Below are 26,143 nucleotides of genomic sequence, written 5' to 3'. Positions count from 1 at the left end.
ATGACGGAAGAGACAGCGAACGAGTTCCTGGCCCTGGCCTCTCCCCTCTACGAGCGGATGATTGCCCAGCAGCAGGCGAAGGTGCTGCGGCTGGCGCGCGAGGCGGTGCCCAACATCGGGCCGGAGGAGCTGCGCAACCCGCACGACTTCCCCCAATTGAAGGAGCACCCCTCCTTCGAGTTCGAGGACGGCATCCTGGCCGGGCTGATTTCCGCGCACATGGCCATCCGGGCGGAAATCAAGAGCCGCCTGCCCGCGGCCCCCCCGGGCGCATGACGCTCGGCTGCCTGCCTTTGCCGTGAGGAGCTTCCGTGGGTTACAGGTGCGCACCGTGAGTTTTCCCTCTGGATTCGGCCCGCCCCTGGCGCGCGAGCGGCTGGTGTCTTCCCTGGCCGCGGACCCGCCCCGGCTGGACCTGGCGGCCCTGGCCATCGCCACGCTGGGCCGCGAGGACCTGGACGCGCCGGCGTGTCTGCGGACGCTGGACGCGCTCGCCGCGCGGGTGCAGGTGGAGGCGGAGCGGCTGCGCGAGAAGGGCGAGGCCCTGGCCCCGCTGCGCGCCCTGCGCCACGTGCTGGCGGACATCGAGGGCTTCCGGGGCAACGAGGACGACTACCACTCGCCGGACAACAGCTTCCTGGACCGGGTGCTGGAGCGGAAGGTGGGGCTGCCGATAACGCTGTCGGTGCTCTACCTGGAGGTGGCGCGCCGCGCGGGCATCCCGCTGTACGGCGTCCCCTTCCCCGGCCACTTCCTGGTGGCCTGCGACGCGGGCGACCACAAGCTGGTGATGGACCCCTTCCACCACGGCGACATCCTCACGGAGCACGGCTGCGAGGAGCTGCTCAAGCGCGTGGCGCCGCAGCTCAAGTTCGACCGGGCGATGCTCGCGCCCGCGCCGGTGGAGCTCATCGCGTACCGCATGCTGTCCAACCTGCGCCGCGTGTACCTGGGGCGCGACGACAGCCAGCAGGGGCTGGCGGTGGTGGACCTGCTGCTCCTGTTGGCCCCGGACCATCCGGGTGAGCTGCGCACGCGCGCGTCGCTGCTCACCACGATGGGCGCCTTCCGCGCGGCGCTGAAGGACGTGGAGCGCTGCCTGGAGCTGTCGCCGGACGCGCCGGACCGCGAGCGCCTGGAGCTGTCCGCGCGGGAGCTGCGCGAGCGGGCCGAGCTGCTCAACTGAGAGGGAACACCCGCATGGCGTCCGAGTCGCCCAAGCCGCCCAAGTCCCAGGTGAAGCCCTGGCCGCGTCTGCGCCGCGGCCTGGAGCACGACTTCACGGTGGTGAAGGTGCGCGAGGACGTGGTGGCGGATCCGCGCACGAACCTGGAGCACGGGCGCGTGCGGCTGGAGTGCGCGGACTGGGTGAACGTCATCGCGGTGACGAAGCAGGACGAGCTGGTGATGGTGCGCCAGTTCCGCTTCGGCATCGACGCGCCGACGCTGGAAGTGCCCGGCGGCGTCATCGACCCGGGAGAGGACCCGGCCACGGCCGCCGCGCGCGAGCTGGAGGAGGAGACGGGCTACCGCGCCGGACGGCTGGAGCCGCTGGGCGAGGTGCACCCCAACCCGGCCTTCCAGTCCAACCGCTGCTTCAGCTACCTGGCGCTCGACTGCGAGCGCGTGAGCGACGGGAACCCGGACGACGGCGAGGACATCGCCGTGGAGCTGTACCCGCGCGCGGACCTGCCCCGGCTCATTTTGGAAGGCCACATCACGCACTCGCTGGTGGTGGTGGCCTTCTTCCTGGAGCGGCTGCGCGCGGAAGCGAAGCGTTAGGCCCCTTCGCGGTCCCAGGTCCCGGAGCGGCCGCCGGACTTGTGGTCCAGCTGCACGGCTTCGATGACCATGCCCCGGTCCACGCTCTTGCACATGTCATAGACGGTGAGCGCCGCCGCGCACGCGGCCGTCAGCGCCTCCATCTCCACGCCCGTGCGGTCCACCGTCTTCACCCGCGCGCGGATCTCCAGCCCTTCGTCCACCGGCGCCAGCGTCACGTCCACGCCCGCGAGCGCGATGGGGTGGCACAGGGGCACGAAGTCCGGGGTGCGCTTGGCGGCCATGATGCCGGCGAGCCGCGCCGCCGCGAGCACGTCCCCCTTCTCCACCTGCCCCGCGAGGATGCGCTCGCGCGTCGCGGGCAGCATCCGGAGGCGCGCGGTGGCCACCGCCACGCGGTCCGTCTTCGGCTTGTCGCCGACGTCCACCATCTTCACCGGCCGGCCCCCTTCTCCACCGCGGCGAGCAGGTCGTCCGCCACGTCGTCTGGATCCTCCAGCCCCACGGACACGCGGATGAGGCTGTCCCGGATGCCCGCCTGCGCGCGCTCCTGGGGCGTCATCCGGCGGGCGCTGGCGCTGGCCGCGTGCATCACCAGCGTGCCCACGTCCCCCAGCGACGGCCCGGGCTTGGCCACCCGCAGCGCCTCCAGGAACCGGTCGCCTTCCTTCTGCCCCGCGCCCTTGATTTCAAACGCCACCATGGGCCCGAAGCCGCCCTCCAGCACCCGCGCCGCCACCGCGTGGTCCGGGTGGGACGAAAGGCCCGGGTAGATGACCCGCTCCAGCAGCGGCGAGTCCGACAGCCGCTTCGCCACGTGGGCGGCGTGCTCGTTGTGGGCCTTCATGCGGACGGGCAGCGTGCGCAGGCCGCGCAGCGTGAGCCACGCCTCGAAGGGGCCCAGCACGTCGCCCGACAGCACGCGCGCCGACCGCAGCGGGTCGATGCGCGCCTTGGAACCGCTCACGGTGCCGCCCAGCGCGTCGCTGTGGCCGTTGAGCCACTTGCTGGTGGACTGCACCGCGTAGTCCGCGCCCAGCTCCAGCGCGCGCTGGCCGAAGGGCGACGGGAAGGTCGCGTCCACCGCGAACACCGCGCCCGCGTCCCGGCACGCCTCCGCGAGCGCGCGGATGTCCGGCACGCGCAGGAGCGGGTTGGAGATGCTCTCCGCCAGCACCAGGCGCGGGCGCCACTCCCGGATGCGCGCGGGGGCGTCCGCGTCCGTCTGGTTGAGGGGCCGCAGCTCCACGCCCCAGCGGGCGCACAGGTTCTTGTAGAGCGCCCGGGTGACGCCGTAGCCGTCCGTGGGCATCACCAGCACGTCGCCGGCCTTCCACGGCTGCGCGTCGAACAGCGAGCGCAGCGCGGCCATGCCGCTGGCGTAGGCGACGCAGGCCTCCGCGCCCTCCAGCGCCGCCACGGCCTCCTCCAGCAGCGCGGCGTTGGGCGCGCTGATGCGGGCGTAGGCGTAGTCCTTGCCGTCCAGCGCGTCGGACAGGTCGTCACTGCTGTCGAACCAGTTCACCGCCGCCGGGAAGATGGGCGGGATGACGGGCACGGCCTTGCTCCCGGTGAGTCGGGAGCCCGCGTGCACCGCCACCGTCTTCTGCTTCGTCTTCATGCGCGTGTCGTCTCTGGACGGAAGGGAGGGGCCTACTCGCCGTGCTCGATGAGCCAGCGCTCCGCGTCGATGGCGGCCATGCAGCCGGTGCCCGCCGCGGTGATGGCCTGGCGGTAGTAGCTGTCCTGCACGTCGCCGCAGGCGAAGACGCCCTCGATGTTGGTGCGCGTGCTGCCCGGAATCGTCTTCAGGTAGCCGCCCTGGTGCGTCTCCAGGATGCCCTGGAACAGCTCCGTGTTCGGCGTGTGGCCGATGGCGACGAACAGGCCGTGCGCGTTCACGAGCTGGCTGTCACCCGTCTTCAGGTTGCGCACCACGGCGCCCGTCATCCCCTTCGCGTCGCCCACCACCTCCTCCACGGCGGAGTTCCACATGAAGGAGATCTTCGGGTTGTTGAGCGCGCGCTCCTGCATCACCTTGGACGCGCGCAGCGTGTCACGGCGGTGGATGAGCGTGACGTGGTTGACGATCTTCGCCAGGTACGTGGCCTCTTCCATGGCCGTGTCGCCGCCGCCCACCACCAGCACGTCCTGCTTCTTGTAGAAGGCGCCGTCGCAGGTGGCGCACGCGGACACGCCGCGGTTCTTGTAGGTGTCCTCGCCCTTGACGCCCAGCCACTTGGCCGTGGCGCCCGTGGAGATGATGACCGTCTCCGAGCGCACCTGGATGCCGCTCTCGCTCTCCAGCAGGAAGGGCCGCTGGGAGAAGTCCACCTTGGTGACGTTCTCCATGTGGATGACGGTGTTGAAGCGCTCCGCCTGCTTCTGGAAGCGCTCCATCAGCTCCGGACCGGTGATGCCCTCCGGGAAGCCGGGGTAGTTCTCCACGTCGGTGGTGACCATGAGCTGGCCGCCCGGAACGCGCTGGGGGTGTTCCAGGGTGGGGCCGCCGGCGAACACCACGGGCTCCAGGTTGGCGCGCGCCGCGTAGATGGCGGCCGTGTAGCCCGCCGGGCCGGAGCCGATGATGGTGACCTTCTGGATCTTGTCCTGCGACACGGCGCCTCCTGCGCTCATACGTTGACGGTCCCGGACGGTAACAGACGCCGCCGTCCTGGCCATGATACGAACCTGGACCCCTTGGATGCCGCTGTCCTCAAGAAGGTTGCGCTCTTCGAGGGATTGACCTGGGGCCAGCTCGCCAGGGCCTGCCCTCCGTCCTCCCGGGGACGTTCGTCCGCACGCTGAGCGAGCGGCTCCGGGAGACGAACGAGAAGCGCAAGGGCTTCTTGGCTCCTCGCACGCCAGGAGTGCGGCTGGAGCATCGCTGTCCGTCCGGCCGCGGGGCCGCTTCGCGCGTTGCTGGACGGGCGCGTGGGCGGTGCCCGGGAGTGAACCCCGAAGGCACGTGCCTTGCTCAAGCCCGCGCCGCGTGGAGGGAGGCGGGATGGAGCAAAGTGGAGAGGCGTGGGCGGAGCCGGGCGAAGGGGAAGCCACGAATGGCAGGTCGGTGAGGGCGCGCGGCGCGGTGTCGCTGAGGTTGGGAGATGCGCGCGAGCGCCTCTTCCGGCTGGGCGCGGAGGCCCTCACCGACCTGGAGCTCCTGGGGCTCCTGTGGACGGAAGGGTTGGGGGACGCGGCGGACGGCGTGGCGAGGGACGGACTCAAGGCGCTGGTGCAGGAGGATCCGCGCGTCCTGTGCGCGCGGCGGGGCGTGGGGCCTTCCCGCACGTCCCGGCTGCTGGCGGCGCTGGAGCTGGGACGGCGCGCGCAGCGCTCCCCGGAGAAGCGGCCCCGGCTGCGCAATCCGAAGGAGGTGCACGCGTACCTGGCGCCCACGCTGGGCGCGCTGAGGCGCGAGGTGTTCCACGTGCTGTGCTTCAACCCGCGCAACGTGCTGGTGCACGACGCCCGGGTGGCCGAAGGGACGCTGAGCGCGTGCCCGGTGGATCCGCGCGAGGTGTTCGCCGCGGTGCTCGCCTCGCGATCCACGGCCATCGTGCTCGCGCACAACCACCCTTCAGGGGACCCGGAGCCCAGCGTCCAGGACGTGGGGCTCACGGAGCACCTGGCGCGGGCGGCGGGGCTCCTGGGCGTGAAGCTGCTGGACCACGTCGTCGTGGGGGACGGCGCGTTCGTGTCGATGCTGGAGCGGGGCATCCTGCCGGACAGCGAGCGGGAGGGGCGGCGCAAGTGCGTCACGGGCGGGGGCTGGTGATGGGGGCGGGCATGCTGCTGGCGCTGGGGACGAGCCCCGTGCGGGTGGAGGTGCTGGAGGACACGCGGGCCCAGGTGGTGCGGACCGACGGGGGGCAGGCGTGCACGGTGGAGCGCTGGCGGCTGCCGCCGGGCGTGCGCGAGGGGGACGTCGTCGTGGACGGCCGCCTGGCCCCGGAGCGGACGGAGGCGCTGCGCCAGGAGGTGGCGCGGAAACGGGCCGCGCTGGCGGTTCCCCTTCCTCCGGGGCTCGAGCTGTGAGGTGGAGGCACCGGTGCCCACGGAGGGGATTGGCGTTGACGGCCGATCCAGGATGGTGAACATGCGCGCGATGACGGAGTCCCTGCCCTTCCTCGAAGATGCCCAGCAGGGACTGGTGCGGCACTTCGGCCTGTCGGAGTTCCGCCCCGGCCAGGCGCCCGTCATCAGCTCCGTCCTCAGCGGCCGCAACACCGTGGTGGTGATGCCCACGGGCGCGGGCAAGAGCCTGTGCTACCAGCTCCCGGCCCTGCTCCTGCCGGGCCTCACGCTGGTGGTGTCACCGCTCATCGCGCTGATGAAGGACCAGGTGGAGCAGCTCACCGCGAAGGGCATCCCGGCCACGTACATCAACTCGTCCCTGTCGGACGTGGAGCGGGCGGACCGCCTGCGCAAGCTGCGCGCCCGTGAGTACAAGCTGCTCTACGTGGCGCCGGAGCGCTTCCGCAGCGGAAGCTTCCTGGAGCTGGTGTCCGGGCTTGGCGTGGAGCTGCTCGCCGTGGACGAGGCGCACTGCATCTCCCAGTGGGGCCACGACTTCCGGCCGGACTACGCGCTCCTGGGCCAGGTGCGAAAGCGCCTGCGTCCCCCGCGCACGGTGGCCCTCACCGCCACGGCCACGCCGGAGGTGCGCGAGGACATCGTCCGCGTGCTGTTGATGAAGGACCCGGCGGTGTTCGCCCAGGGGTTTGACCGGCCCAACCTCTTCCTGGACGTGGTGAACGTCAGCGGGGACGAGGAGCGCCGGGACGCGTGCGCGAGCCTGGCGGCGAAGGGCGGCAGCGGCATCATCTACTGCTCCACGCGCAAGGCGGCGGAAGGGATGCACTCCGCGCTCGTCACGCGCAAGGTGAACGCGGTGCTGTACCACGCGGGCATGGAGGACGACGCCCGCCGCCGCGCGCAGGACGACTTCATGTCCGCGAAGGAGGCGGTGGCGGTGGCCACCAACGCCTTCGGCATGGGCATCGACAAGCCGGACATCCGCTTCGTCGCGCACGCCAACATCCCCCGGGCGGTGGAGGCGTACTACCAGGAGATTGGCCGCGCGGGCCGCGACGGCAACCCCGCCACGGCGGTGCTCCTGTTCAACCACGCGGACGTGTACACGCAGGAGCGCCTCATCGAGAGCAGCCACCCGTCCGAGGCCGTGCTGTCGGACGTGTGGGCGCAGCTGCAGGCCGTGGAGGAGTTCGACCGGGGCGTGCACGCGCTCGCGGGCATGGTGGGCGCCAGCGAGTTCGAGGTCTCCGCCGCCCTGAAGATTTTCGAGCGCGAGGGCAAGCTGGAGCGCGGCGGCCGGGGTGAGGGCGAGTACGGCCTCACGCTGACGGACAAGGCCGCCAGTGCCCAGCCGCACGCGGCGGAGTCCCAGCGGCTGCTCCGCTCACTGCTGGAGACCTTCCCCGTGGGGCGGCAGGCCACCACGGAGCTGCCCATCCTCGCGCGGCGCACGGGGCTGACGGAGGACGACGTCCGGCACGCGCTGGGACTGCTGGAGAAGTCGGGCGTGGTGCGGGTGCGCAGGCCGTTCGCGGGGCGCTCCATCCGCGCGCTGGAGCGCGTGCCGTTCCGCGAGCTGACGGTGGACCTCTCCCGGGTGCGCGAGCAGGAGCGGCTCAACCGGCTGATGCTCAAGCGGATGGCGGACTACGCGTACACGCCGACGTGCCGGCGCGCGTTCATCCTGCGCTACTTCGGGCAGGCGGACGCGGCGGCGGTGTGCGGCAAGTGCGACAGGTGCGCGGGCAGCATGATGCCCAGGTCCTCCGGTTCCTCCTCGCGCTCCGCGCCGGCCGCGTCCGGGGCGCCGGTGATGGTGTACAGCGAGCTTGCGTCCACGGAGCTGCGCCGCTGGCGCAAGGACCTGGCCAAGGACCTGGGCATCGCGCCCTTCATCATCTTCAACGACGCGACGCTGCTGGGGCTGGCCGCCGCGCTGCCGGTGGACCGCGAGTCGTTCCTCGCGGTGAAGGGCACCGGGGAGAGCCGCTGGGAGCGCTTCGGCCCCAAGGTGGTGGACATCTGCCTGATGGCGCGCGCGGCGGGCCACGAGCCGCAGGCGGCGCCCGTGGCCCCGCGCATCCGCAAGGCGAAGCCGCGCCGCTAGGCGTCCTGGCCTGGGCCCGGCGGAGGGCCGTTGCCACCGCGGGTGGCGCGCAGGAGCGCCCACCGCAGCACGGCCATGATGGCGCCCACCACCAGGGCGAGCAGGAAGATGACCGCCACGGTGACGATGCCGAAGACGACGCGCACGCCCAGGTCGGTGATGCGGCCGGTGAAGTACGCCGCGCGCAGCGGCTCCATCCCGTGCGACAGCTCCAGCGCCCGCGCCGGCAGCGAGTCGAGCGCCATGGAGAGCCGCTCGAAGAAGGGCGTGTGGTACCGCCGCCGGATGGACTCCACGACGATGCCCGTCAGCAGGTAGAGCACCGACAGCAGGAACGCGTTGCCCCACATGACCTTCAGCAGGGGGGAGGACGGGGGCCGCTGCTCGCTCACGTCCACCACGCTAGCGCGACGCCCGGCGCTTGAGGAGCGGGAGGGCCTTCTTCACCCGGTTTGCCTCCGGCGCGCCGCCGGCGAGCTTCAGGAAGGCCTCGTAGGCCTCCACCGCCCGGGGCAGCTCCGAGGACTCGCGCACCAGCACGTCCGCCAGCGCCAGGTGCGCCAGGCCGTCCGTGGGCTCCAGCTCCACGGCCTTGGCCAGCGCCTCGCGCGCGGGGGCCTCCTGCCGCTGCTTGAAGGCCACCAGCCCCAGGGCCAGGTACGCGCGCCCGTTGTACGGAGCCAGCTTCACGGCCTCGTCCGCCGCCGCGCGGGCCTCCTTCACGGCCCCTGCGCCCAGCAGCACGCGCGCCAGCGTCACCTTCGCGAAGGCCTTGTCCCAGACGGTGGGCGCCTTGTCGGCCAGGTCCTGCAGCGTGCGCGCCGCGCCACGGCCACCGCCCGGCAGCTGCGTGTACAGCTCGCCCACGCGGCCGCACGTCGCGTCCGGCCCCTCGCGCCGCGCCGCCGCGAAGGCCGCGTCCGCGCTCTCCACCTGGCCCTGGCGCAGGAACGCCTGGGCGATTTCGCAGAAGGTGTCCGGGTCCTTGGAGTCCAGCTTGTTGGCGCGCTCCAGCGCGGAGAAGCCGCCCTTCGCGTCGCCGTTGGCGAACAGGAGCGCCGCGCGCAGCCGCTGCCCTTCCGCGTCTTCCGGCGCCAGCTTCACCGCGCGGCCCGACGCCCCTTCCGCCTCCTTGCGGCGGCCGGACTGGTACAGCGCCAGCGCGAAGCCCTTCTGCGCGGCCGCGTTGCCCGGGTTGTCCAGCTGCCACGCCTCGAACTGCTTCAGCGCCTCCGGCGTGCGGCCCAGCGCCAGCAGCGCGCGGCCCAGGGCGTCGCGCGCCTCGCCGTGCGCGCCGTTGCGCTCCACCGCCTGCGTCAGCGGCTTGAGCGCCATGTCCGGCAGGCCGCGCGACAGCAGCAGCCGCCCCAGCGAGCACGCGCCCTCGTAGTCGCGCGGATCCTTCAGCGCCTCGTCGAACTGCGCCTGCGCCTTGTCGAGCGCGCGCTCGCGCCAGTACACCTGCCCCAGCGCCACGCGCAGGTCCGTGCGGGGCTTCTTCGCCACGGCCTTCTCCAGCACGTCGCGCGCCTGGGCGGCGTTGCCCTCGTGCGCGTCCGCCAGCGCGAGCCACGCGACGGCCTCCGGCGGATAGCGGTCGTTCACGCGCGTCTTGCCCAGCTCCACGCGGGCGCGCTTCCAGTCCCCGAGCCGCGCGTACGCCGCGCCGCGAACCAGCGACACCTTGCGGCCGCCGTCCGCCTCCAGCCGCTGGAGCGCTTCCTTCTCGCGGTCGCGGTCCAGCAGCGTGCGCCCCAGGCCCTCCATCGCGGCCTCGCTCTTGGGCTGCAGCTTCAGCGCGGCCTCGTAGGCCTGCTGCGCGGCCTCCAGCTTGCCCGCCGCGCGGCCCGCGGCCCCGAGCGCCAGCTGGAAGTCCATGGCCAGCGGCCCCTGCGTGCCCCTGGAGAGCATCGCCTTCGCTTCCTCATACTTGCCCAGCGCGGACAAGAGCTCCCCGTGCACCAGGTGCTGGCGGGGCATGAGCGCGGGGGGCAGCTTCGGGTCCTGCGCGAGCGGCGCCACGTCCGCCAGCGCCGCGTCCAGGTCCTGCTCCAGCGCGAGCCGGCTCTCGGCCATCCCGATGCGGGCGGCCGGGTGCTCCTTGGAGACCTCACGCGCGCGCTTGAACATCTCCAGCGCCTGCGGGAAGTCCTCGGACGCGAGGTAGTAGTCGCCCAGCGACACCAGTGCGCGGACGTTGCCCGGCGACGCCTTGAGCGCGCGATCGAAGCGGTCCAGGGCCTTCTTCTCGTCCTTGGCGGCGATGAGCAGGCTGCCCGCGAGCGCGTGCACCTCGGTCACGTCGTCCTGCGAGGCGAGCAGCGCGCGGCGCGCGGCCTCGCGGCCCCGGTCGTCGGCGACGAGCGCGTTGGTGGCCAGCACCAGGCCGTTGAAGCCCTCCTTCACGCCCGGCTTCTCCAGCGCCTCCAGCGCGAGCCGGCGGTCGTCGGCGCTGGCGCCGTGGTCCAGGTAGCGCAGCGCGTGCGCGTAGCCCGCGAGCGCCCACGCGGCCGGGCTCGCCTCGTCCATGTCGCGCGCGCGGTCGAGCTGCCGGAGCGCCTCATCCAGCGACGCTCCCGTGTCCTGCGCGATGGCGCGCTTGGCGAGCTCCAGCGTCTCCGACAGCGTCTGGCCGCCCTGGCGGGAGCGGTAGAGGATGAAGAAGCCGGCGCTCGCGCCCAGGAAGATGAGGGCCACGAAGAGGGCCACGGTCTTCGCGCCATATCGCTCGATGAGGGACTGCTTCGCCCGCTCCTTGGCGATCTTCTCGTGCATCTCGCGCTCGTACTTCGCCGCGAGCGCCTCCGTGTCCTTCGCGTTCGCCGCCGCCTTGTTGCGCGCCGCGGCCGCCGCCAGCTCCGTCGCGTCCGGGATGTCGTCCAGCAGCGAGCGCTTGCCGCCCGGACCCGACGCCACCGGGGCCGGCGTCACCGGCACGGCCGCGCGAGCCCGCGCCACCTCCGGAGGAGGAAGGTCTCCGAGCAGTCCCCCACCCTGCGACGCGGGGGCGTCCTCCGGAGGTGCATCCGGCAGGTCCGCCAGCATCCCGGACTTGCGCCCACGGCCGGAGGCGGCACCCTCCGCCGGGTTGGCGCCCTGAACCGGATCCGAGGGCGCACCGTCCGTCGCGTCGCGCCCCGGATCCGTAGAGCCCTCCGAGCCCGCGACCGAAGCGTCACCGCGTGCCGCGAGGCCGCGTCCCGAACCGGGCTCCTGGCCCGCGTCCGAAGGGCCCTCACCGGCCGCGCGACCCCGCCCGGAGCCGGGCTCCTGCCCCGGATCCGAAGGGCCGCCGCTGGCCACACGACCGCGCCCCGAACCCGGCTCTTGCCCCGGATCCGAGGGACCACCGCTGGCGGCACGTCCGGATCCGTTGCCCGGATCCGCTCCGGCGCCCGACGCCGCATGCCCCGGATCCAACGGCCCCCCGGGCTGCTCACCCGCGGCGGACGGACCACCGGCCTCCAAGAAGCCATCGCCCCGCGCGTCCGCCGGCACCGGCGTCCCCAAGGGGGCGGTCGGCCCACCGTGCGCCTCGACGGAGCCAACCCGGGCGGCCGCATGCGCATCCACGCCGCCCGCCGGCGTCTCCGTCCGCGCGGAACGGCGCGGTTCCAATCCCGCCGCCGCGGCGGCACGCGCCTCGAACGCGGACGGGGGCGCTTCCGCGGCCGGCGCCGCCGGCTCCTCTTCCTCCGGCGCCGCCGCCGGGGTCGCCAGGATGCCCAGGTCCTCGAAGATGGGCGCGGGCCCGCCGGACAGGGCCTGCTGGGCCTGGTCCAGCCACTGCTTCACGCGCCCGTTGTTGGGCTGCAGCGCCACGGCCTTGCGGAGAATCGGCAGCGCGGAGCGGTACAGCCCGCGCTGCAGCAACACGTCGCCAATGAGGTTGTAGGCGTACGGGTTGTCCCGCTCGATGGCGATGGCCTGGTCGAACTGCTCCATCGCCTCCGCGGGCCGCCCCAGCTGGATGAGGGCCTTGCCCCACAGCACCCGCCCCACGACGGACGTGGGGTGGTGGGAGATGCCCTCCGTGCACACCTCGATGGTGCGCTGCGCGTCACCCTTCTCCAGCAGCGCCTTCGCCAGCTCCACGAAGACGGAAGAGGTCGGGTCCTGCCGGAGGAGCTGCTCGTAACGCTCCACCATCGACTTGGCCATGTTGAGTCGCGACTCCGGTGCGCTTAGCGGGGGAGCGCGGACCATACCACTGCCCTCGTCCGTTCCGCCCAGCCGCTGGTAGCGTCACGCGCATGAACCGCCTGCCTGCCCTGATGGTCACCCTGCTCCTCGGTGGGGCCTGTGCCCACACGCCACCCAAGTCGGACCTGGAGGAGCTCCGCCCCGTCGTGGAGGGCTTCCACAAGAACCTGCGCTGGAGGAACTACCGCGCCCTGTCCAGCTTCCTCGTCCCCGAGGAGCGCAAGGACTTCGAGCGCCAGCGCCGCGAGCTCCACGACGACCGTGACCTCACCGTCACCGACTTCGAGATCGAGGACGTGAAGCTCGCCGACGACGGCCGCCGCGCCACCGTCCACAGCCGCATCCAGTGGATGCGCCTGCCCTCCGCCACCGAGCAGACCGACACCGTCACCTCGGAGTTCGTCTTCCGGGACGGCGTCTGGCTGCTGGAGAAGCAGCAGTCGGGCCCCTTCGACGGCGAGCTGGAGTAGGCGCCCCCGACCCCGCAAAAAAAATCGCCCACCGTCTCGGGGCCGGCCGAGACGATGGGCGTCGAGGGTTCCCCAATGGAACCCCCTACCAGGGTGACGATGTCGCGCGGTACTTCCGGCCCGCTGCGACCCCGCCGTGTTGCCTGGTCTCTAGAGCAATGCGGGTGCCAACCTTCGCGCCCCCCTGCCCCACCCCGGGTTCCCACGGGAAATCAGGCACTTGCCCGGCCTCCATCCCCGTCGCCACCGTCCCATGCCTGACAGTCCTGTCAGGCCCTCCCTGCCATCCCGCCGTATCCCCACTGACATCCGTGTCAGGGAGCTGAGGGCGGGCCCCACGAAAAGCCGCGACGCCCCCGCTACTCGCCGATGACGGAGCGGATGGTGTCGCGCATGGAGTGCTGGGCCTTCCAGCCCACGTCCTGGACCCACCGGGTGCCGTCCACGGCGCAGAGGAACTGGATGTGGTCCAGCTCCGGCGGCGGGAAGTTGGCCAGCCGGTAGCGGAACATCAGGCCCAGCAGCGGCCGGGCCACCGGGTGCGGCACGGGGATGGGGGTGTGGCCCAGCTCGCGCAGCACCGCGGACAGGGGCACCTGGCCGGGGCCGACGACGTTGTAGACGCCCTTGGGCTCCGGGCGCAGGGCCTCCATCATGGCGCGGGCCACGTCCTCCACGTGGATGAGCTGCACCATGGGGTCGAAGCCCGCCATGGTCCACGGGTAGCGCAGGCGCAGGTAGTGGGACGGCGCGTTCTTGATGGTGGGCCCGACGATGTGGACGGGCCTGAGGATGACCGTCTCGATGTCGGGGTGCTTCCAGAAGAAGCTGTGCGCCAGCATGTCCACTTCGATGAGGTCGCGCACGCCGGAGAAGCGGCTCGCGGCCATCAGCGGCGCGTCCTCCGTGAGGAAGTTGGAGTTGTCCGGGCTGGGGCCGTAGACGTTGGCCGAGGACAGCACCACCACCTTCTTCACGCCGTACTTCGCGCAGTACTCCAACAGGCGCGTGGTCCCCACGACGTTGAACGAGTGGTGCTCCTCCTCGCTCATGCGCGGGTCATGCATGATGCCCATGTGGATGACGGCGCGGATCTCGTTCTTGCGGAAGACGTCCTCCGCCTTCTTCTTGCGCAGGTCCAGCTGGTGCATCTCGACGTCCTTCGGCTTGCCCACGAAGGGCCGCCGGTCGATGCCGATGATGCGCTCGCGCTTGTGCAGCTGCTTCGCCAGCGTGCGGCCCAGGTTGCCGCTGATGCCGGTGACGACGACGGCCGGGCGCTTGTCCTGGGCGGAGTCCTTCTCTTCGTTGGAGGCGCTCACCAGAACACGCCCCGGCGTTCCTTGAGACCCTGGTGGAGCATCGCCTGGATGGAGGCCTTCACGGTGCGCACCTTCTTGTCCAGCTCGCTGTCCTCGTCGTCCGCGCGGCCGGTGAAGTGGAGCGCGTCACCGAAGTAGATGCGGTACTTCGTGGGCAGCGGGAAGGGCGTGCCCGTGGGGGTGATGGGGAAGGACGGGAAGCCCAGCAGCTTCGCCACCGGCTTCAAGTTCATCAGCGCGGGGGCCTGCTCCTCGGCGCCCACCACGGCGATGGGCACGATGGGCGTGTTCGTCTCCAGCGCCAGGCGCATGAAGCCCAGGCCGAACTCCTGGAGCTGGTAGCGCTGGGGCCACAGCTTGTTGAGCCCGCGCGTGCCCTCCGGGAACACGAGGATGGCCTCCTCCGCCTCCAAGAGCCGCCGGCAGTTCTCCGGCGTGCCGACAATCTGGCCCACGCGCGCCATGAACGTGGAGACGTACGGCAGGGACGGCACCCACTTCTCCACCATGCTGCGGATGGCGCGCGGCGGGTTGCCCTCCACCATCAGGGCAATGCCAATCATCGCGCCGTCCAGGGGCAGCTGGCCGGAGTGGTTGGACACCAGCAGCACCCTCCCCGCGGGGATGCGATCCGCGCCGTAGGCCTCCACCCGGAAGTAGTGGCGGTAGAGCCACATGAACGGGGCGATGGCGGCCAGGCTGTAGTCCAGGTTGAACCCGAACGGATCCACCCCGTACTCGTTCTCCGTCCGGGCCAGGGCCTGGAGTTGGTCGGACTGCTGCTCGCCGGCCATGCGCTCTGTCCAGCCGCGCAGGCCCTTCTTCACCTTGTCGCTGAAACGCTCCAGCATGGGCCCGCTCCTTAGCACCCCCGCACGCACGCCGGGAGTGGGCCGGACAACCCGCGAACGCCTTCTGACGATAATCCGCCGGAAGGTACCCCCATGCGCATCCCCTCCAAGGCCTCGCCCTCCTCCCGGACGTCCGCCCCCGGCTCCACCGTCGCCGCCACGGTGCTGACGCTCGCCTCCGGGGCCTCGGCGGGGCGGCTGCCGTCCCACGTCAGCGACTTCCAGCCCCAGGCCGCCACGTCACGGACGGGCAACACCGTGGCGGTGAGCGCGCCGGCGCCCAAGCGGGCCCAGGCGCACGGGCTGGAGCGAGAGCCCGCCCAGGCGGTGGCCTTCGTGAACGACTTCAACGCGCGCCTGGACCTGCCGCCCGCGCGCCTGAAGGAGAAGCTGGCGCAGATGCGCGAAAGCCCCTCCGCCATGTTCCGCGCCATGCCCGCCCTGTTCCAGGCGGACCTGCGCGGCCCCTACGCGCAGGAGGCACGGCTGACGGACCGGCCGCCGCCGGACATCCGGGTGGTGGGCGACGCGCACGTGGGCAACCTGGGCACGTTCCGGGGCCCGGACGGCAAGGCGGTGTGGGGGCTCAACGACTTCGACCAGACGGGCACGGCGTCGCCGGAAGCGGACCTCACGCGCCTGGCCACCAGCGCCGTCCTCACCGCGCGCGAGGCGGGCCTGTCCTCCAGCGAGCAGGCCAAGGCGGTGGAGGCGCTCGCGAAGAACTACTTCGAGACGCTGGAGCTGCTGGCGGACGGCGACGCGAACCCCGGGGCCTTCCTGGACAAGAAGGAGTCCTCCGGCGCGGTGAAGGACCTCATCGGGAAGGCGCGCGACACGTCCGCGAAGGACCTGCTGTCCAGGTACGTGAAGCTCGACGGTGCGAAGGGCCCGCGCTTCCTCTCGTCGGACACGCTCAAGCCGCTGGACGCGGAGAAGAAGGCGGCGGTGCGGACCGCGCTGGCGTCGTACGAGAAGACGCTGGACGGCACGGAGGGCGTGGCGGTCCCGCTGAAGGTGCTGGACCTGGCCGCGCGGCTGGACGCGGGGGGCAGCAGCTACGGCCTGGAGCGCGACTACGTGCTCGTGGGCGCGGAGGATCCGAAGGCGCCGCCCGTGCTGCTGGAGCTGAAGGAGCTGCTCGCCTCCGGGGTGACGTCGCCGCCGGTGCCCGCGAGCGGCGCGGACGTGGTGAAGGCGCAGGAGGAGCTGGGCGGCGCGGTGAACCCGCTCACGGGCGCGGTGGACATGGGCGGCCGGGCCTTCCTCGTGCGCGAGGTGGAGCCGGAGAAGGCCAGGCTGGATGACGCCGTGCTCGGGAAGAAGAAGTCCCTGCGCTCCACCTTCGAGCAGGCGGGCGTCGTGCTGGCCCGGGCCCACGGCAACACGCGGGCGCAGGCCGCGCGCCTGGAGGACTGGGTGGGCGGCGACATGAAGGGGGCCACGAAGCGGCTGGTGGCCTTCGCGCAGGCCTACGCGGATCAGGCGGAAGCGGACTGGAAGGCCCTGAAGGCCGCGCGTTGATCAGAGCGACGCGGACAGCTGCCCCGCCGCGTCGCGCAGGGTGACGACGTCGAAGTCGTCCTTGAGCCACTGGAAGATGCTGCGCAGCCGCTCCACCTTCTTCGTGGCGCTCACGCGCAGGTCGCGCTGCTGGCGCACGAGCTCCGGCGGAATGCCGTCCGTGGCGTCCAGCACGTCGACCCCATGGAGCTCGAAGTTGAAGAAGGCGTCCGCCCGGCACGTGCGGTACGCGGCGCGCATCGTGCCGCGAGGCAGCGTCGTGGCGAACGTGCCGATGAACGGGAAGCGCACCACCGGCGTCACCGTCATGGGCAGCTCCAGCACGGCGCCCGTACCGCGCCGGTAGGGCTGCGCGGGGTCCGGCCGGTACGGCACGCGCGGCGCCAGCAGCACGCGCGGGGTGTCCAGCACGGAGCGCGACGGCCGCCCCAGCGCCGCCAGCGCCCCCATCACCGCCGCCTTCGCCGCGTAGTACGGGGCCGCCGGGAACGCGGACGACCCGTACCGGTAGCCCTGCGCCACGGTGGCCGCGTACAGGTCCGCGTTCAGCGTGTAGCCCGGGGCGCGAAAGCCCGAAGGGCGCACACCCACGGCCTTCAGAATGGCCGCGTCCGCCCGCGCCAGGTCCTCCGCGATGGCGTCCGGCCCCCGGCGGGTGAGCGCGTAGTCATGGGCGTGGCTGTGGCTGGCCACCTCCACGCCCGCCGCGTGGGCGCGCCGCATGCCGTCCGCCGCGCCGGGGTCCGTCTCCAGGTCCTCGCCGATGACGAAGAACGTCCCGGGCACGCCGACCTGCGCGAACAGCTCCAGGAAGCGCGGCACCGCCACGCGGTGCACCAGGGTGCGGGCGCGCTCGTCGAGCAGCGACTCGGGCAGCCCGTGGATCCGGCAGTAGTGCGGCAGCGAATCCAGGTCGACGGAGATGGACGCCAGTCGCGCTGCCGTCATGAGGCGCTCCCCTGCTCAGGTCCCGCGGACGCGGATGACGTAGAACAGCTTGCCCACGTTCTTGAGCACGTTGGGCACGCGCTTGAAGAGATGGATGGACGGCTGGCGCTTCTCATGGAGCTGGATGGGGATCTCCATGACGTTCAGCCCCTCGCGCCACGCGCGGATGACGAACTCGCTGGCGAACACGTCCATGTCCACCACGCACTTCTGGATGACGGGCAGCAGCGCTTCCCGGCGGAACGCCTTCAGGCCGTGCGTGTCCGTTCCCTGGAAGCCCAGCGCCACGCGCAACAGCTTGTTGTGCACCCGCGTGGCCGCGCGGCGGATGAGGGGACGCTGGTCGCTCGCGCCCTTGGCCGCCTTGGAGCCCACGACCATGTCCGCCTCGCCGCGCTCCAGCCGGGGCAGCGCCGCGTCGTAGAAGGACAGGTCGCACAGGTCGATTTCGTCGCACACCACGTAGGTGCCCCGGGCCTTGAGGATGCCGGCCTTGAGCGCCACGCCGTAGTTGGGCGTCTCCGAGTGGAACCAGCGCAGGCGCGGGTTCTTCGCGCAAATCTCCTCCAGGAGCCGCGGCGTCGCGTCGCGCGAGCCGTTCTCCGCGAAGATGATTTCGTAGTCGAGCCCGCGAGCATCCAACCCCTGACGCAGCTCTTCGGCTGCCTGGGCGATGATGGACTCCTCGTTGTAGACGGGGATGACGACGGAGAGGTGCAGGGCCATGGGTCCGGAGATGCGAAGAGAAGGCCTCGGGGCCTAGCACGGCCCCGGACCACCGTCGACAGGAGACGACTCCTTGCGTCAGCCGTTCAGCGTCCGGGCGCAGGCCCGCCCGCCCAGGATGGCGTCCTCCATGGAGGAGTACTCCCACTTCCCGTAGCGCCCCGCCGTGAGGATGCCCGCGTGCTCCAGGAAGCGGTTCACCTCCGCCATCGCGGGGCCGTAGGCGTCGTCGTAGAGGACGTACGCGTTGGGAATCTCCCGGCCCTTCGTGAAGAGGACGTCGTCCGCCGAGTGGATCATCCGCGAGCGCAGCAGGTCCTCCACCGCGTACTTCTCCGCGTCCGCCACGGACAGCTCGCCGTGGTGGCTGAACTCCACGGAGAAGCTGGCCGTGTCGGGCGGGGCCAGGGGCGCGTACACCGCCGACGGCGCCCCGATGCGGTACGAGTGGAACTCCGGCTCCGGCAGGTAGATCCAGTGCCACGGCTGGCGGTTGGCGCCCCGGGCCCCCACGCACACGTACGTGACGATGAAGGCGCGCAGGCGCTTCGCCGCGGCGCGCACCTCGTCCGGCACGCCGGAGGCGCCCTTCCCGATGAGGTCCACCAGCAGGGGCAGCGCGATGGAGGACACCAGCCCGGAGTACGGCAGGGTGCGGCCGTCCGACAGCGCGACCTGCTTCGCCTTCCAGTCGATGGAGACGGGCTCGGTGCGCACGCTCAGCTCGCCGCCCGTCAGGTGCTGCTTCATCGCGCGCGCCAGGCTCTCGATGCCGCCCTCGCGCGGGTAGAGGAACGACGCGTTGTAGCCCAGCTGATCACTGCCCGCGCCGAGCGCCCCGTCCACGACCTCCTTGAGGGTGGGGCGCGGCACGAACCGGCCGACCCACGCGGCGGACATCTCACGCGGGTGCACGGTCCAGAGCTTCTGGTTGTAGGGCAGCATGAAGTTCTTCGCGAAGCCCTCGCCCATGTAGCGGAGGATGAACTCCTCGAAGTTCACGGGGTCGCGCTCGCGCAGCGCGCGGCCCTTCTCCCCGTAGATGGCCTCCACGTAGCCGACCAGGTTCTCCGCGACGACCTCCGGCGGCAGCCCGTGGGTGTTCACCTGGTAGGGGAAGCGGGTGAAGGTGTCCCGCGAGAACACGGCGGCGCGGCGCTGGATGCGCACCAGCTGGTCCGGGAGCCAGAGCGTGTTGACCAGCTCCTGGATCTCCGGGTCGCGCAGGTGGAGCCAGTGGCCGGTGGGGTCGAAGTAACACCCGTCGATGACCTCGGTCTTGATGAGGCCTCCGACCCGGTCGGACTTCTCGATGAGGCGCCAGGGGCGCTTGAGGAAGTGCGCGGTGGACAGGCCCGCCAGGCCCGCTCCAAGGATGACGATGGGATCCATGACCCGCCGGGTCTACCACCACGGGAGGGCGCCTGGAAAAGGGACGCACACTGTTGGTGTTGCCGGGCGCCCGCCTTCCTGCCCGCCCGGGTGACGGCGGTGCGCCCAGAGGGCGCGTTCTTTCCGGGCTTGAAACGGCTCTGCTAGCCTGCATGCGCCGCGCGGACCACCGCACCGCCCCCGTCATTGCGCGTGCGCGCGCCAGCCGGTCTCGTCGAAGGAAAACAATGAAAGTCTCCTGCCCGTCGTGCCAGACGAATTACAACATCGATGACAGGCGGATCCCGCCCGGCGGCGCGAAGCTGAAGTGCGCCCGGTGCCAGACCACGTTCCCCATCAAGGCCGAGGGCGCGGGCGCTGAAGCCCCCGAGGCCGCGCCCCCCGCCGCGCCGCAGCCCGCCGCCATTCCGCTGCCGGGCACCGCCGCGCCGCAGGCCGCCGCGATTCCGCTGCCGGGCACCGCCGCGCCGCAGTCCGCCGCGATTCCGCTGCCTGGCACCGCCGCGCCCCGCGCCGCCGCGCCGCAGGCCGCCATCCCGCTCCCGGGCACGGCCGCGCCGCAGTCCGCCGCCATTCCGTTGCCGGGCACCGCCGCGCCCCAGTCGGCCGCCATTCCGCTGCCCGGAACCGCCGCGCCCCAGTCGGCCGCCACTCCGCTGCCCGGCACCGCCGCGCCCCAGTCGGCCGCCATTCCGCTGCCCGGCACCGCCGCGCCGCAGTCGGCTGCGATTCCGCTCCCGGGCACCGCCGCCCCTCGCGCCGCGGCTCCGTCGCCGCAGGCCGCCGCGATTCCGCTCCCCGGTACCGCCGCGCCGCAGGCCGCCGCCATCCCCTTGCCGGGTACCGCGGCTCCCGCGTCCGCCGCCATTCCGATGGGTGCCGGTCCGGCCATCCCGCTGCCGGGCACGGCCGCGCCGCGCGCCGCCGCCATCCCGCTGCCGGGCAACAGCGCTCCCGCGTCCGCCGCGATTCCGCTCCCCGGCACCGCCGCGCCGCAGTCCGCCGCCATTCCGATGGGCGCGGGCCCGTCCGCCTCCGCGATTCCGCTGCCCGGTGCGGCCGCCCCGCGCGCCGCCGCCATCCCGCTCCCCGGCACCGCCGCGCCCCAGTCCGCCGCCATTCCGATGGGCGCCGGCTCCGCCATCCCGCTGCCCGGCACCGCCGCCCCGCGCGCCGCCGCCATCCCGCTGCCGGGCAACGCCGCGCCGCCCGTGCCCGAGGATCCGTTCTCCTTCGACGACGAAGTCCCGCCCGCCGCGTTCGCCTCGCCGGGCGTGGCCGCGCCCCGGGCCATCTCGCTCGACGCGGGCCCTGCCGCGCCGGTGGCCCTTCCGGACGACTCGTTCAACTTCGACATGGACGCCGCGCCTCCGGCCCCCGCGCCCATGGCCGCGGAGGACGACTTCTCGGAGGTGGGCAGCGGCGAGTTCTCCTCGCTCGACACCAGCGACTTCTCCGAGCCGCGCGAGGACGTGACCCGCGTCGTCGCCATCCCCGTCCCCACCGACGCCTACCGCGAGCCCGCCGCGCCCGTCGCCTACGGCTCGAACGAGCCCGCCAGCACCGCGCGCGACTTCGACTTCTCCGAAGACCCCATCGCCGCCGCCCCGCCCGCCCCCGAGACCGACTTCGGCACGCCCGACTTCGACTTCGCGGACGACGGCAACCTGCCCGCCCCCGTGCAGGCCGCGCCCGAGGACGCCTTCACCTTCGACATCAACGACCCGTCCAACGCCCACGGCCCGGCGGCGGCGCGCGCCCATCCGCAGACCTACGGCTACGGCGAGCCCCAGCAGGCGGATCCGTTCGCCCTGGCCCCGCCCTCCGCCGAACCCGAGGCGGATCCGTTCGGCCTCCCGCCCCCGTCCGCCTACGCGGCCCCGGCCCCCGACGCGGACCCGTTCGCCCTGCCCCCGCCGCCCGCGGGCGCGCCGTCCTACGACCTGGGCGAGCTGCCCTCCGCGAGCGAGGACCCCTTCGCCCTGCCGCCCGCGCCCGGCCTGGACTACTCCGACCTGCCCTCGCCCGCCTCGCCCCAGGCGATGGACTTCTCGGACCTGCCGTCCCCCGCCGCGCCCTCGCCCGTGTCCTTCGACTTCGCGGAGCCGCCGGCCCCCGCGTACGGCCAGGCCCCCGTGCCCACGGATGATCCGTTCGCCGTGGACTTCACGTCGCCGCCCCCGGCTGCGCCGCCCGCTCCGGACTTCTCCCTGGACTTCGGAGACCCCGCCCCGGCCGCGCCTCCGGCGCCCGCGCGCATCAACCCCGCGACGGACTTCGGCGACGTGGACTTCGGCGACCCCTCGCCCGTCCCGGCCTCCGCCGCCACGGGTCTGCCGGACGCGCTGGAGTTCGACCCCACCGCCGCGCCCGTGGATGACCTGGAAGCGGACCTCTCCGCGCCGCTGCCGCCCCCGCCCGCCGCAGGCCCCGCGGACGGCCTGGAGATGCTCAGCTTCATCGACGACAGCGCCGGCAAGGAGGCCGGCGGCCGCGCGCCGGTGAAGCGCTTCCACGTGCGCCGCCGCTCCGGGAAGATGTTCGGCCCGTTCGAGGAGGGCGTCATCGTCAAGATGCTCGAGGACGGCCAGCTCCTGGGCAACGAGGACGTGTCGCCGGACTCGGAGGCGTGGTCCGCCATCGGCACGGTGCCCGTCTTCGCCGCCGCCATCCAGCGGCTGATGGAGGGCCCGTCCAAGGCCGTGCCCCTCGCGGCCACCCCGGGCGCGCCGGCTCCGGACACGGCGGGCGCCGCGGATCCCGCCAACCCCCAGGCCAGCATGGAGCGGCTGCGCCAGCTCTACGAAGGCCGCATGGCCGCGGTGTCCGTCGTGGACCGCAGCGCCGCCGAGGCCAAGTGGAAGAAGCGCCTGCCCGCCCTCATCGCCGCGGGCGTGTCGGTGCTCGTGCTGGGCACCGGAGTCAGCTTCGAGGCCGGCCGCTACGGCGCCTTCGGCCGCCACAAGTTCTTCCCGGCCCGCGTGTCCGCCGGCTCCTCGGAGGCGAAGCTCGTCGAGGAGGCGCGCAAGGGCCTCCTGGCGGACACCTACGCCAGCTACAAGGAAGCGCGGAAGAAGAGCGCCCAGGTGCTGGCCACCAAGGAGTACCCCGAGGTCCGCGCCCTCTGGTGCCAGTCCGTCGCCTACCTGCAGCGCCGCTACGCGGACGGCGAGCGCTCCGACCTCACCGCCTGCAACACGCACATGGAGGCCATCGAGCTCTTGGGTGAGAAGAACGTGGAGGTCCTCAAGACCGCCGCCGCCATCGCCCTCACCAACCGCAAGGGCGCGGAGGTGCAGGCCCGCCTGCAGGACGCCTCCACCCGCGAGGACAACCAGGGCGACCTGGAGCTCGCGTTCCTCCTGGCGGAGGCCTACGCGCAGCAGAAGGACATCGGCAACGCCGTCGCCACGCTGACCAAGGTGCTGGAGAAGGACCCCAAGTCCGCCAAGGCCCACCACGCGCTGGGCAACCTGTACCAGGCGCAGGGCAAGGCGGACGAAGCCGCCAAGGCCTACGCGGACGCGCTCGCCGCGGATCCGCAGCACGCCGCCTCCGCGGTGGAGCTGGCCGCGGTGGAGCTGCTCGTGCGCAAGTCGAACATCGAGCAGGGCGCCCAGGCCGTGGAGAGCGCCCTGAAGCTCCAGGACGCGCTGGGGCCCGCCGAGCGCGCCCGCGCCCGCGGCCTCAAGGGCGTGGCCCTCTTCCAGCAGTTCAAGCCCAAGGAAGCGGAAGCCGAGCTGAAGGAGGCCGCCAAGGACAACCCGGACTCCGCCTTCATCAAGGCCCAGCTCGCCCAGGTGCTGCGCTCGCAGCGCGACTACGACGGCGCGCTGCCGCTCTTCGCCTCGCTCGCGGCGGAGGACAGCGGCAACCTGGAGTTCGTGGACGGCCACATCACCGCGCTGGTGATGACGGGCAAGATGCAGGACGCGCTCACCGCCGTGGAGGCCGCCAGCAAGAGCTTCCCCAACGAGGCGCGCATCGCGTACCTCTACGGCCGCATCGAGGACGCGCTCGACAAGCCCACGGAGGCGGAGGGGCACTTCAAGCGCGCCAACGCCGCCGACGCGAAGCTGGTGGACGCGGGCCTGTACCTGGGCCGCCTGTACCTGCGGCAGCACCGCAACGCGGACGCGCGCGCCCTCCTGGAGGCCGCCGCGCAGCAGGCGCCGGAGCACGCCGGCGTGCACGCGGGCCTGGGTGAGCTGGCGCTCGCGGAGAACAACAGCCTGCTCGCGCAGCAGGAGTTCGACCGCGCCGTGCAGCTGGACCCCAATCTCGCGGACGCCCACCTGGGCCTGTCGCGCGTGTCGCTGCTCAACGGCGACGCGGCCCGCGCGGAGACGGAGGCCAACCGCGCCCTGGAGCTGGATCCGCACCTCTTGAAGGACGGCCGGCTGCAGCGCGGGCTCGTGCTCTGGCGGCTGCACCGGCTGGACGAGGCCGTGACGGAGTTGGAGAAGGCCAAGGCGGAGGACCCCCGCTCCACCACCACGCCCATCACCCTGGGCGCGGTGCTCCTGGAGAAGGGCGACCTGGCCGGCGCGGAGAGCAACCTGGGCCTCGCGCTGCGCAACGAGCCGTCCAACCACGAGGCGCTCTACTACCTGGGCCTCGTGCGCGCGAAGCGCTCGGAGTACACCCAGGCGCTCGACAGCATGAAGACCGCCGTGGACCGCGCCCCCAAGCGCGCGGACTACAAGTACGCCTACGGCGTCATCCTGCGCGACGCGAAGCGGCTGCCGGAGGCCATCGAGCAGTGGCAGGCCGCCGTGACGCTGGACCCCAACTACGCGGACGCGCACGAGGCCCTGGGCCACGCCTACCTGGAGCGCGCCGAGTTCGACAGCGCCATCGCCTCCTTCGAGGCCAGCCTCAAGGCGGATCCGCAGCGCACGCGGGTGATGGGCGCCATGGGTGACGTGCTCTTCAACGCCGCGCGCTGGGACGACGCCGTCCGCCGCTACCAGGCGGCGCTCAAGGCGGATCCGAAGCTCACGTACGTCTACTACAAGGTCGCGCGCGCCTACACGGAGCAGGCCCAGCACGCGAAGGCCATCGACTGGTACAAGAAGGCCACCACCGCCGAGCCGGAGAACCCGCAGCCCTTCTACTACCTGGGCTTCGCCTACAAGGAGCGCAACAAGCGCAAGGACGCCATCACGGCCTTCAAGGAGTACCTGGTGAAGAAGCCGGACGCGGCGGACAAGAAGGACATCGAGGACGAAATCTACGACCTCGAACACTGAGCCGGGCCTTCCGGGCGAGCCGTCGTCCCAGGCCCGCCCGGGCCACCGGCGGTCCCCTTCCGGTCAGCCTCCGGGGCCTGGGGGCGTCCGGCCCTGAGCACCCGGCGCGCGGTGAGCCTTGCCGGCCCACCCCGGGGTGACTACAAGGCGAGCCCCTATGCTGGACCTCCGGAACGTTGCGCAGAACTTCGATGCGGTCGTCGCCCGACTCAAGACGCGGGGCGGCAGCCTGGACCTCGGCCCCTTCCAGGCGCTCTTCCTGGAGCGCCGCGACCTCTACGTCTCCATGGAAGCGCTGGCCGCGCGCCGCAACGCCGCCAACGAGGAGATGAAGCGCAAGGCCAAGGAGGACCCGGCCGCCATGGAGAAGCTGCGCGGTGACCTGCGCGGCGTCTCCCAGGAGATCAAGGAGAAGGAGGCCCGCCTCAAGGAAGTGGAGGAGGAGCTCAACCGCATCCTGCTGGTCATCCCCAACGTGCCCCACGAGTCCGTCCCCGTGGGCGCGAGCGCGGACGAGAACGTCCAGGTGAAGGCCTGGGGTGAGAAGCCCAACCTGCTCTTCACGCCGAAGCAGCACTTCGAGCTGGGCGAGTCGCTGGGCATGCTCGACTTCGAGCGCGCCGCGAAGGTGTCCGGCAGCCGCTTCACCTTCTACAAGGGCGCCCTCGCGCGGCTGGAGCGCGCGCTCGTCACGTTCATGATCGACGTGCACACGTCCAAGGGCTACACGGAGCTGCTCCCGCCCTACCTCGTGCTGCGCGAGACGATGATGGGCACCGGCCAGCTGCCCAAGTTCGAGGACGACGCCTTCAAGACGTCCGGCGACCCCGAGCGCTTCCTCATCCCCACCTCGGAAGTCCCCGTGACGAACTACCACGCGGACGAAATCCTGGAGGGGGAGCAGCTGCCCATCCGCTACTGCGCCTTCAGCCCGTGCTTCCGCGCGGAGGCCGGCGCCGCGGGACGCGACACGCGCGGCCTCATCCGCCAGCACCAGTTCCACAAGGTGGAGCTCGTGAAGTTCTCCCAGCCGGACAAGAGCCTGGACGAGCTGGAGGCCATGACGGACGACGCGTGCGACATCCTCCGCCGCCTGGGGCTGCACCACCGCGTGATGCTGCTGTGCACCGGGGACATGGGCTTCGGCGCGCGCAAGACCTACGACATCGAGGTCTGGCTGCCGGGCCAGGGCGCGTACCGCGAGATTTCGTCCTGCTCGGACTGCGGCGACTTCCAGGCCCGCCGCGCGAAGATCCGCTTCCGCGCCCAGAAGGGGGACAAGCCCCAGATGGTGCACACCCTCAACGGCAGCGGGCTGGCCGTGGGGCGCACGAGCATCGCCATCCTGGAGAACTACCAGCGGGAGGACGGAAGCGTCGCCATCCCGGAGGCGTTGGTGCCGTACATGGGGGGCCTGAAGGAACTTCGCCCCCTGTAGTCAGGGGCTCCTGGCCCCGGACGTGAAAAGGGGCCAACATCCCTCTTGCCACAGGGAAGAAATGATGTAGAAGGGCGGCCCCACGGGCGC

General features: G+C 72.2%; 20 protein-coding genes. 10 read left to right on the top strand and 10 right to left on the bottom strand.

The features are described from left to right. The 3 genes from NR792_RS37365 (at position 1) to NR792_RS37355 (ending at position 1,782) form a co-directional block, all read left to right on the top strand. Positions 1 to 276, top strand: coding sequence for a hypothetical protein (locus NR792_RS37365; protein ID WP_375757468.1), 276 nt, complete (start codon positions 1 to 3; stop codon positions 274 to 276). 85 nt (positions 277 to 361) lie between these two features. After that, entirely contained in the window at positions 362 to 1,186 is an 825-nt protein-coding gene (locus NR792_RS37360; RefSeq protein ID WP_375761756.1) for a SirB1 family protein, read from the top strand. 14 nt (positions 1,187 to 1,200) lie between these two features. Then, positions 1,201 to 1,782, top strand: coding sequence for an NUDIX hydrolase (locus NR792_RS37355; RefSeq protein WP_375757467.1), 582 nt, complete (start codon positions 1,201 to 1,203; stop codon positions 1,780 to 1,782). On the opposite strand, the gene moaC is transcribed toward NR792_RS37355, so the two are convergent. Genes moaC through trxB form a run of 3 tightly spaced genes read right to left on the bottom strand, consistent with a single transcriptional unit; the run spans position 1,779 to position 4,419 of the window. Then, positions 1,779 to 2,219, bottom strand: coding sequence for a cyclic pyranopterin monophosphate synthase MoaC (moaC, locus tag NR792_RS37350; RefSeq protein ID WP_375757466.1), 441 nt, complete (start codon positions 2,217 to 2,219; stop codon positions 1,779 to 1,781). The two genes, NR792_RS37355 and moaC, sit on opposite strands and share 4 nt — an antisense overlap. After that, entirely contained in the window at positions 2,216 to 3,403 is a 1,188-nt protein-coding gene (locus NR792_RS37345) for a trans-sulfuration enzyme family protein (protein WP_375757465.1), read from the bottom strand. The genes moaC and NR792_RS37345 overlap by 4 nt, the downstream gene beginning before the upstream one ends. A 32-nt stretch (positions 3,404 to 3,435) precedes the next feature. Further along, on the bottom strand, positions 3,436 to 4,419 hold the full coding sequence (gene trxB / locus NR792_RS37340) for a thioredoxin-disulfide reductase (RefSeq protein WP_375757464.1): 984 nt from the start codon (positions 4,417 to 4,419) through the stop codon (positions 3,436 to 3,438). 370 nt (positions 4,420 to 4,789) lie between these two features. Between trxB and radC the strand changes: the two genes are divergently transcribed. The 3 genes from radC to NR792_RS37325 are packed head-to-tail and all read left to right on the top strand — an operon-like array spanning position 4,790 to position 7,927. Continuing rightward, positions 4,790 to 5,560: a DNA repair protein RadC gene (gene radC / locus NR792_RS37335; protein ID WP_375757463.1), complete on the top strand. Its 771-nt coding sequence runs from the start codon at positions 4,790 to 4,792 to the stop codon at positions 5,558 to 5,560. Further along, the gene (locus NR792_RS37330; protein ID WP_375761755.1) at positions 5,560 to 5,820 is read left to right on the top strand and encodes a DUF3006 domain-containing protein; all 261 of its coding nucleotides are present in this window, start codon (positions 5,560 to 5,562) and stop codon (positions 5,818 to 5,820) included. The genes radC and NR792_RS37330 overlap by 1 nt, the downstream gene beginning before the upstream one ends. 52 nt (positions 5,821 to 5,872) lie before the next feature. Then, positions 5,873 to 7,927, top strand: a complete 2,055-nt coding sequence (locus NR792_RS37325; RefSeq protein ID WP_375757462.1) for a RecQ family ATP-dependent DNA helicase — start codon at positions 5,873 to 5,875, stop codon at positions 7,925 to 7,927. Here the strand turns inward: NR792_RS37325 and NR792_RS37320 are convergent. Together NR792_RS37320 and NR792_RS37315 are read right to left on the bottom strand one after the other, a co-directional pair. Then, complete coding sequence (locus NR792_RS37320) at positions 7,924 to 8,328, bottom strand: hypothetical protein (RefSeq protein WP_375757461.1); 405 nt, start codon at positions 8,326 to 8,328, stop codon at positions 7,924 to 7,926. The two genes, NR792_RS37325 and NR792_RS37320, sit on opposite strands and share 4 nt — an antisense overlap. 1 nt (position 8,329) lies before the next feature. Continuing rightward, complete coding sequence (locus tag NR792_RS37315; protein ID WP_375757460.1) at positions 8,330 to 12,088, bottom strand: tetratricopeptide repeat protein; 3,759 nt, start codon at positions 12,086 to 12,088, stop codon at positions 8,330 to 8,332. Positions 12,089 to 12,180: 92 nt separating this feature from the next. Between NR792_RS37315 and NR792_RS37310 the strand changes: the two genes are divergently transcribed. After that, positions 12,181 to 12,600: a hypothetical protein gene (locus tag NR792_RS37310; RefSeq protein ID WP_375757459.1), complete on the top strand. Its 420-nt coding sequence runs from the start codon at positions 12,181 to 12,183 to the stop codon at positions 12,598 to 12,600. Between the two features lie 359 nt (positions 12,601 to 12,959). Here the strand turns inward: NR792_RS37310 and NR792_RS37305 are convergent, their stop codons facing one another. Together NR792_RS37305 and NR792_RS37300 are read right to left on the bottom strand one after the other, a co-directional pair. Further along, positions 12,960 to 13,922 carry an SDR family oxidoreductase gene (locus NR792_RS37305; RefSeq protein WP_375757458.1) on the bottom strand — a complete coding sequence of 321 codons (963 nt, stop codon included), beginning with the start codon at positions 13,920 to 13,922 and terminating at the stop codon, positions 12,960 to 12,962. Continuing rightward, complete coding sequence (locus tag NR792_RS37300; RefSeq protein WP_120592868.1) at positions 13,919 to 14,773, bottom strand: lysophospholipid acyltransferase family protein; 855 nt, start codon at positions 14,771 to 14,773, stop codon at positions 13,919 to 13,921. The genes NR792_RS37305 and NR792_RS37300 overlap by 4 nt, the downstream gene beginning before the upstream one ends. Positions 14,774 to 14,866: 93 nt before the next feature. Here NR792_RS37300 and NR792_RS37295 point away from each other — a divergent pair, with 93 nt between their 5' ends. Further along, on the top strand, positions 14,867 to 16,297 hold the full coding sequence (locus NR792_RS37295) for a DUF2252 family protein (protein ID WP_375757457.1): 1,431 nt from the start codon (positions 14,867 to 14,869) through the stop codon (positions 16,295 to 16,297). On the opposite strand, the gene NR792_RS37290 is transcribed toward NR792_RS37295, so the two are convergent. From NR792_RS37290 to NR792_RS37280, 3 genes are all read right to left on the bottom strand, one after another. Beyond that, a complete protein-coding gene (locus NR792_RS37290) occupies positions 16,298 to 17,245 on the bottom strand; it encodes a polysaccharide deacetylase family protein (RefSeq protein WP_375757456.1) in 948 nt (315 codons plus the stop codon). A 15-nt stretch (positions 17,246 to 17,260) separates the two neighbouring features. Further along, positions 17,261 to 17,971, bottom strand: coding sequence for a glycosyltransferase family 2 protein (locus NR792_RS37285; RefSeq protein WP_375757455.1), 711 nt, complete (start codon positions 17,969 to 17,971; stop codon positions 17,261 to 17,263). Between the two features lie 78 nt (positions 17,972 to 18,049). Further along, the gene (locus tag NR792_RS37280; RefSeq protein ID WP_375757454.1) at positions 18,050 to 19,363 is read right to left on the bottom strand and encodes a protoporphyrinogen/coproporphyrinogen oxidase; all 1,314 of its coding nucleotides are present in this window, start codon (positions 19,361 to 19,363) and stop codon (positions 18,050 to 18,052) included. A 227-nt stretch (positions 19,364 to 19,590) separates the two neighbouring features. Here NR792_RS37280 and NR792_RS37275 point away from each other — a divergent pair, with 227 nt between their 5' ends. Together NR792_RS37275 and serS are read left to right on the top strand one after the other, a co-directional pair. Continuing rightward, a complete protein-coding gene (locus tag NR792_RS37275) occupies positions 19,591 to 24,615 on the top strand; it encodes a tetratricopeptide repeat protein (protein ID WP_375757453.1) in 5,025 nt (1,674 codons plus the stop codon). Positions 24,616 to 24,772: 157 nt separating this feature from the next. Further along, the gene (serS, locus tag NR792_RS37270; protein WP_375757452.1) at positions 24,773 to 26,053 is read left to right on the top strand and encodes a serine--tRNA ligase; all 1,281 of its coding nucleotides are present in this window, start codon (positions 24,773 to 24,775) and stop codon (positions 26,051 to 26,053) included. Positions 26,054 to 26,143 lie beyond the last annotated feature (90 nt).

Source organism: Corallococcus exercitus (genome assembly GCF_042231735.1).
Classification (GTDB): domain Bacteria; phylum Myxococcota; class Myxococcia; order Myxococcales; family Myxococcaceae; genus Corallococcus; species Corallococcus exercitus_B.
Note: the sequence above shows the minus strand (reverse complement) of the source record. Positions and strands in the feature narration are given on the sequence as shown.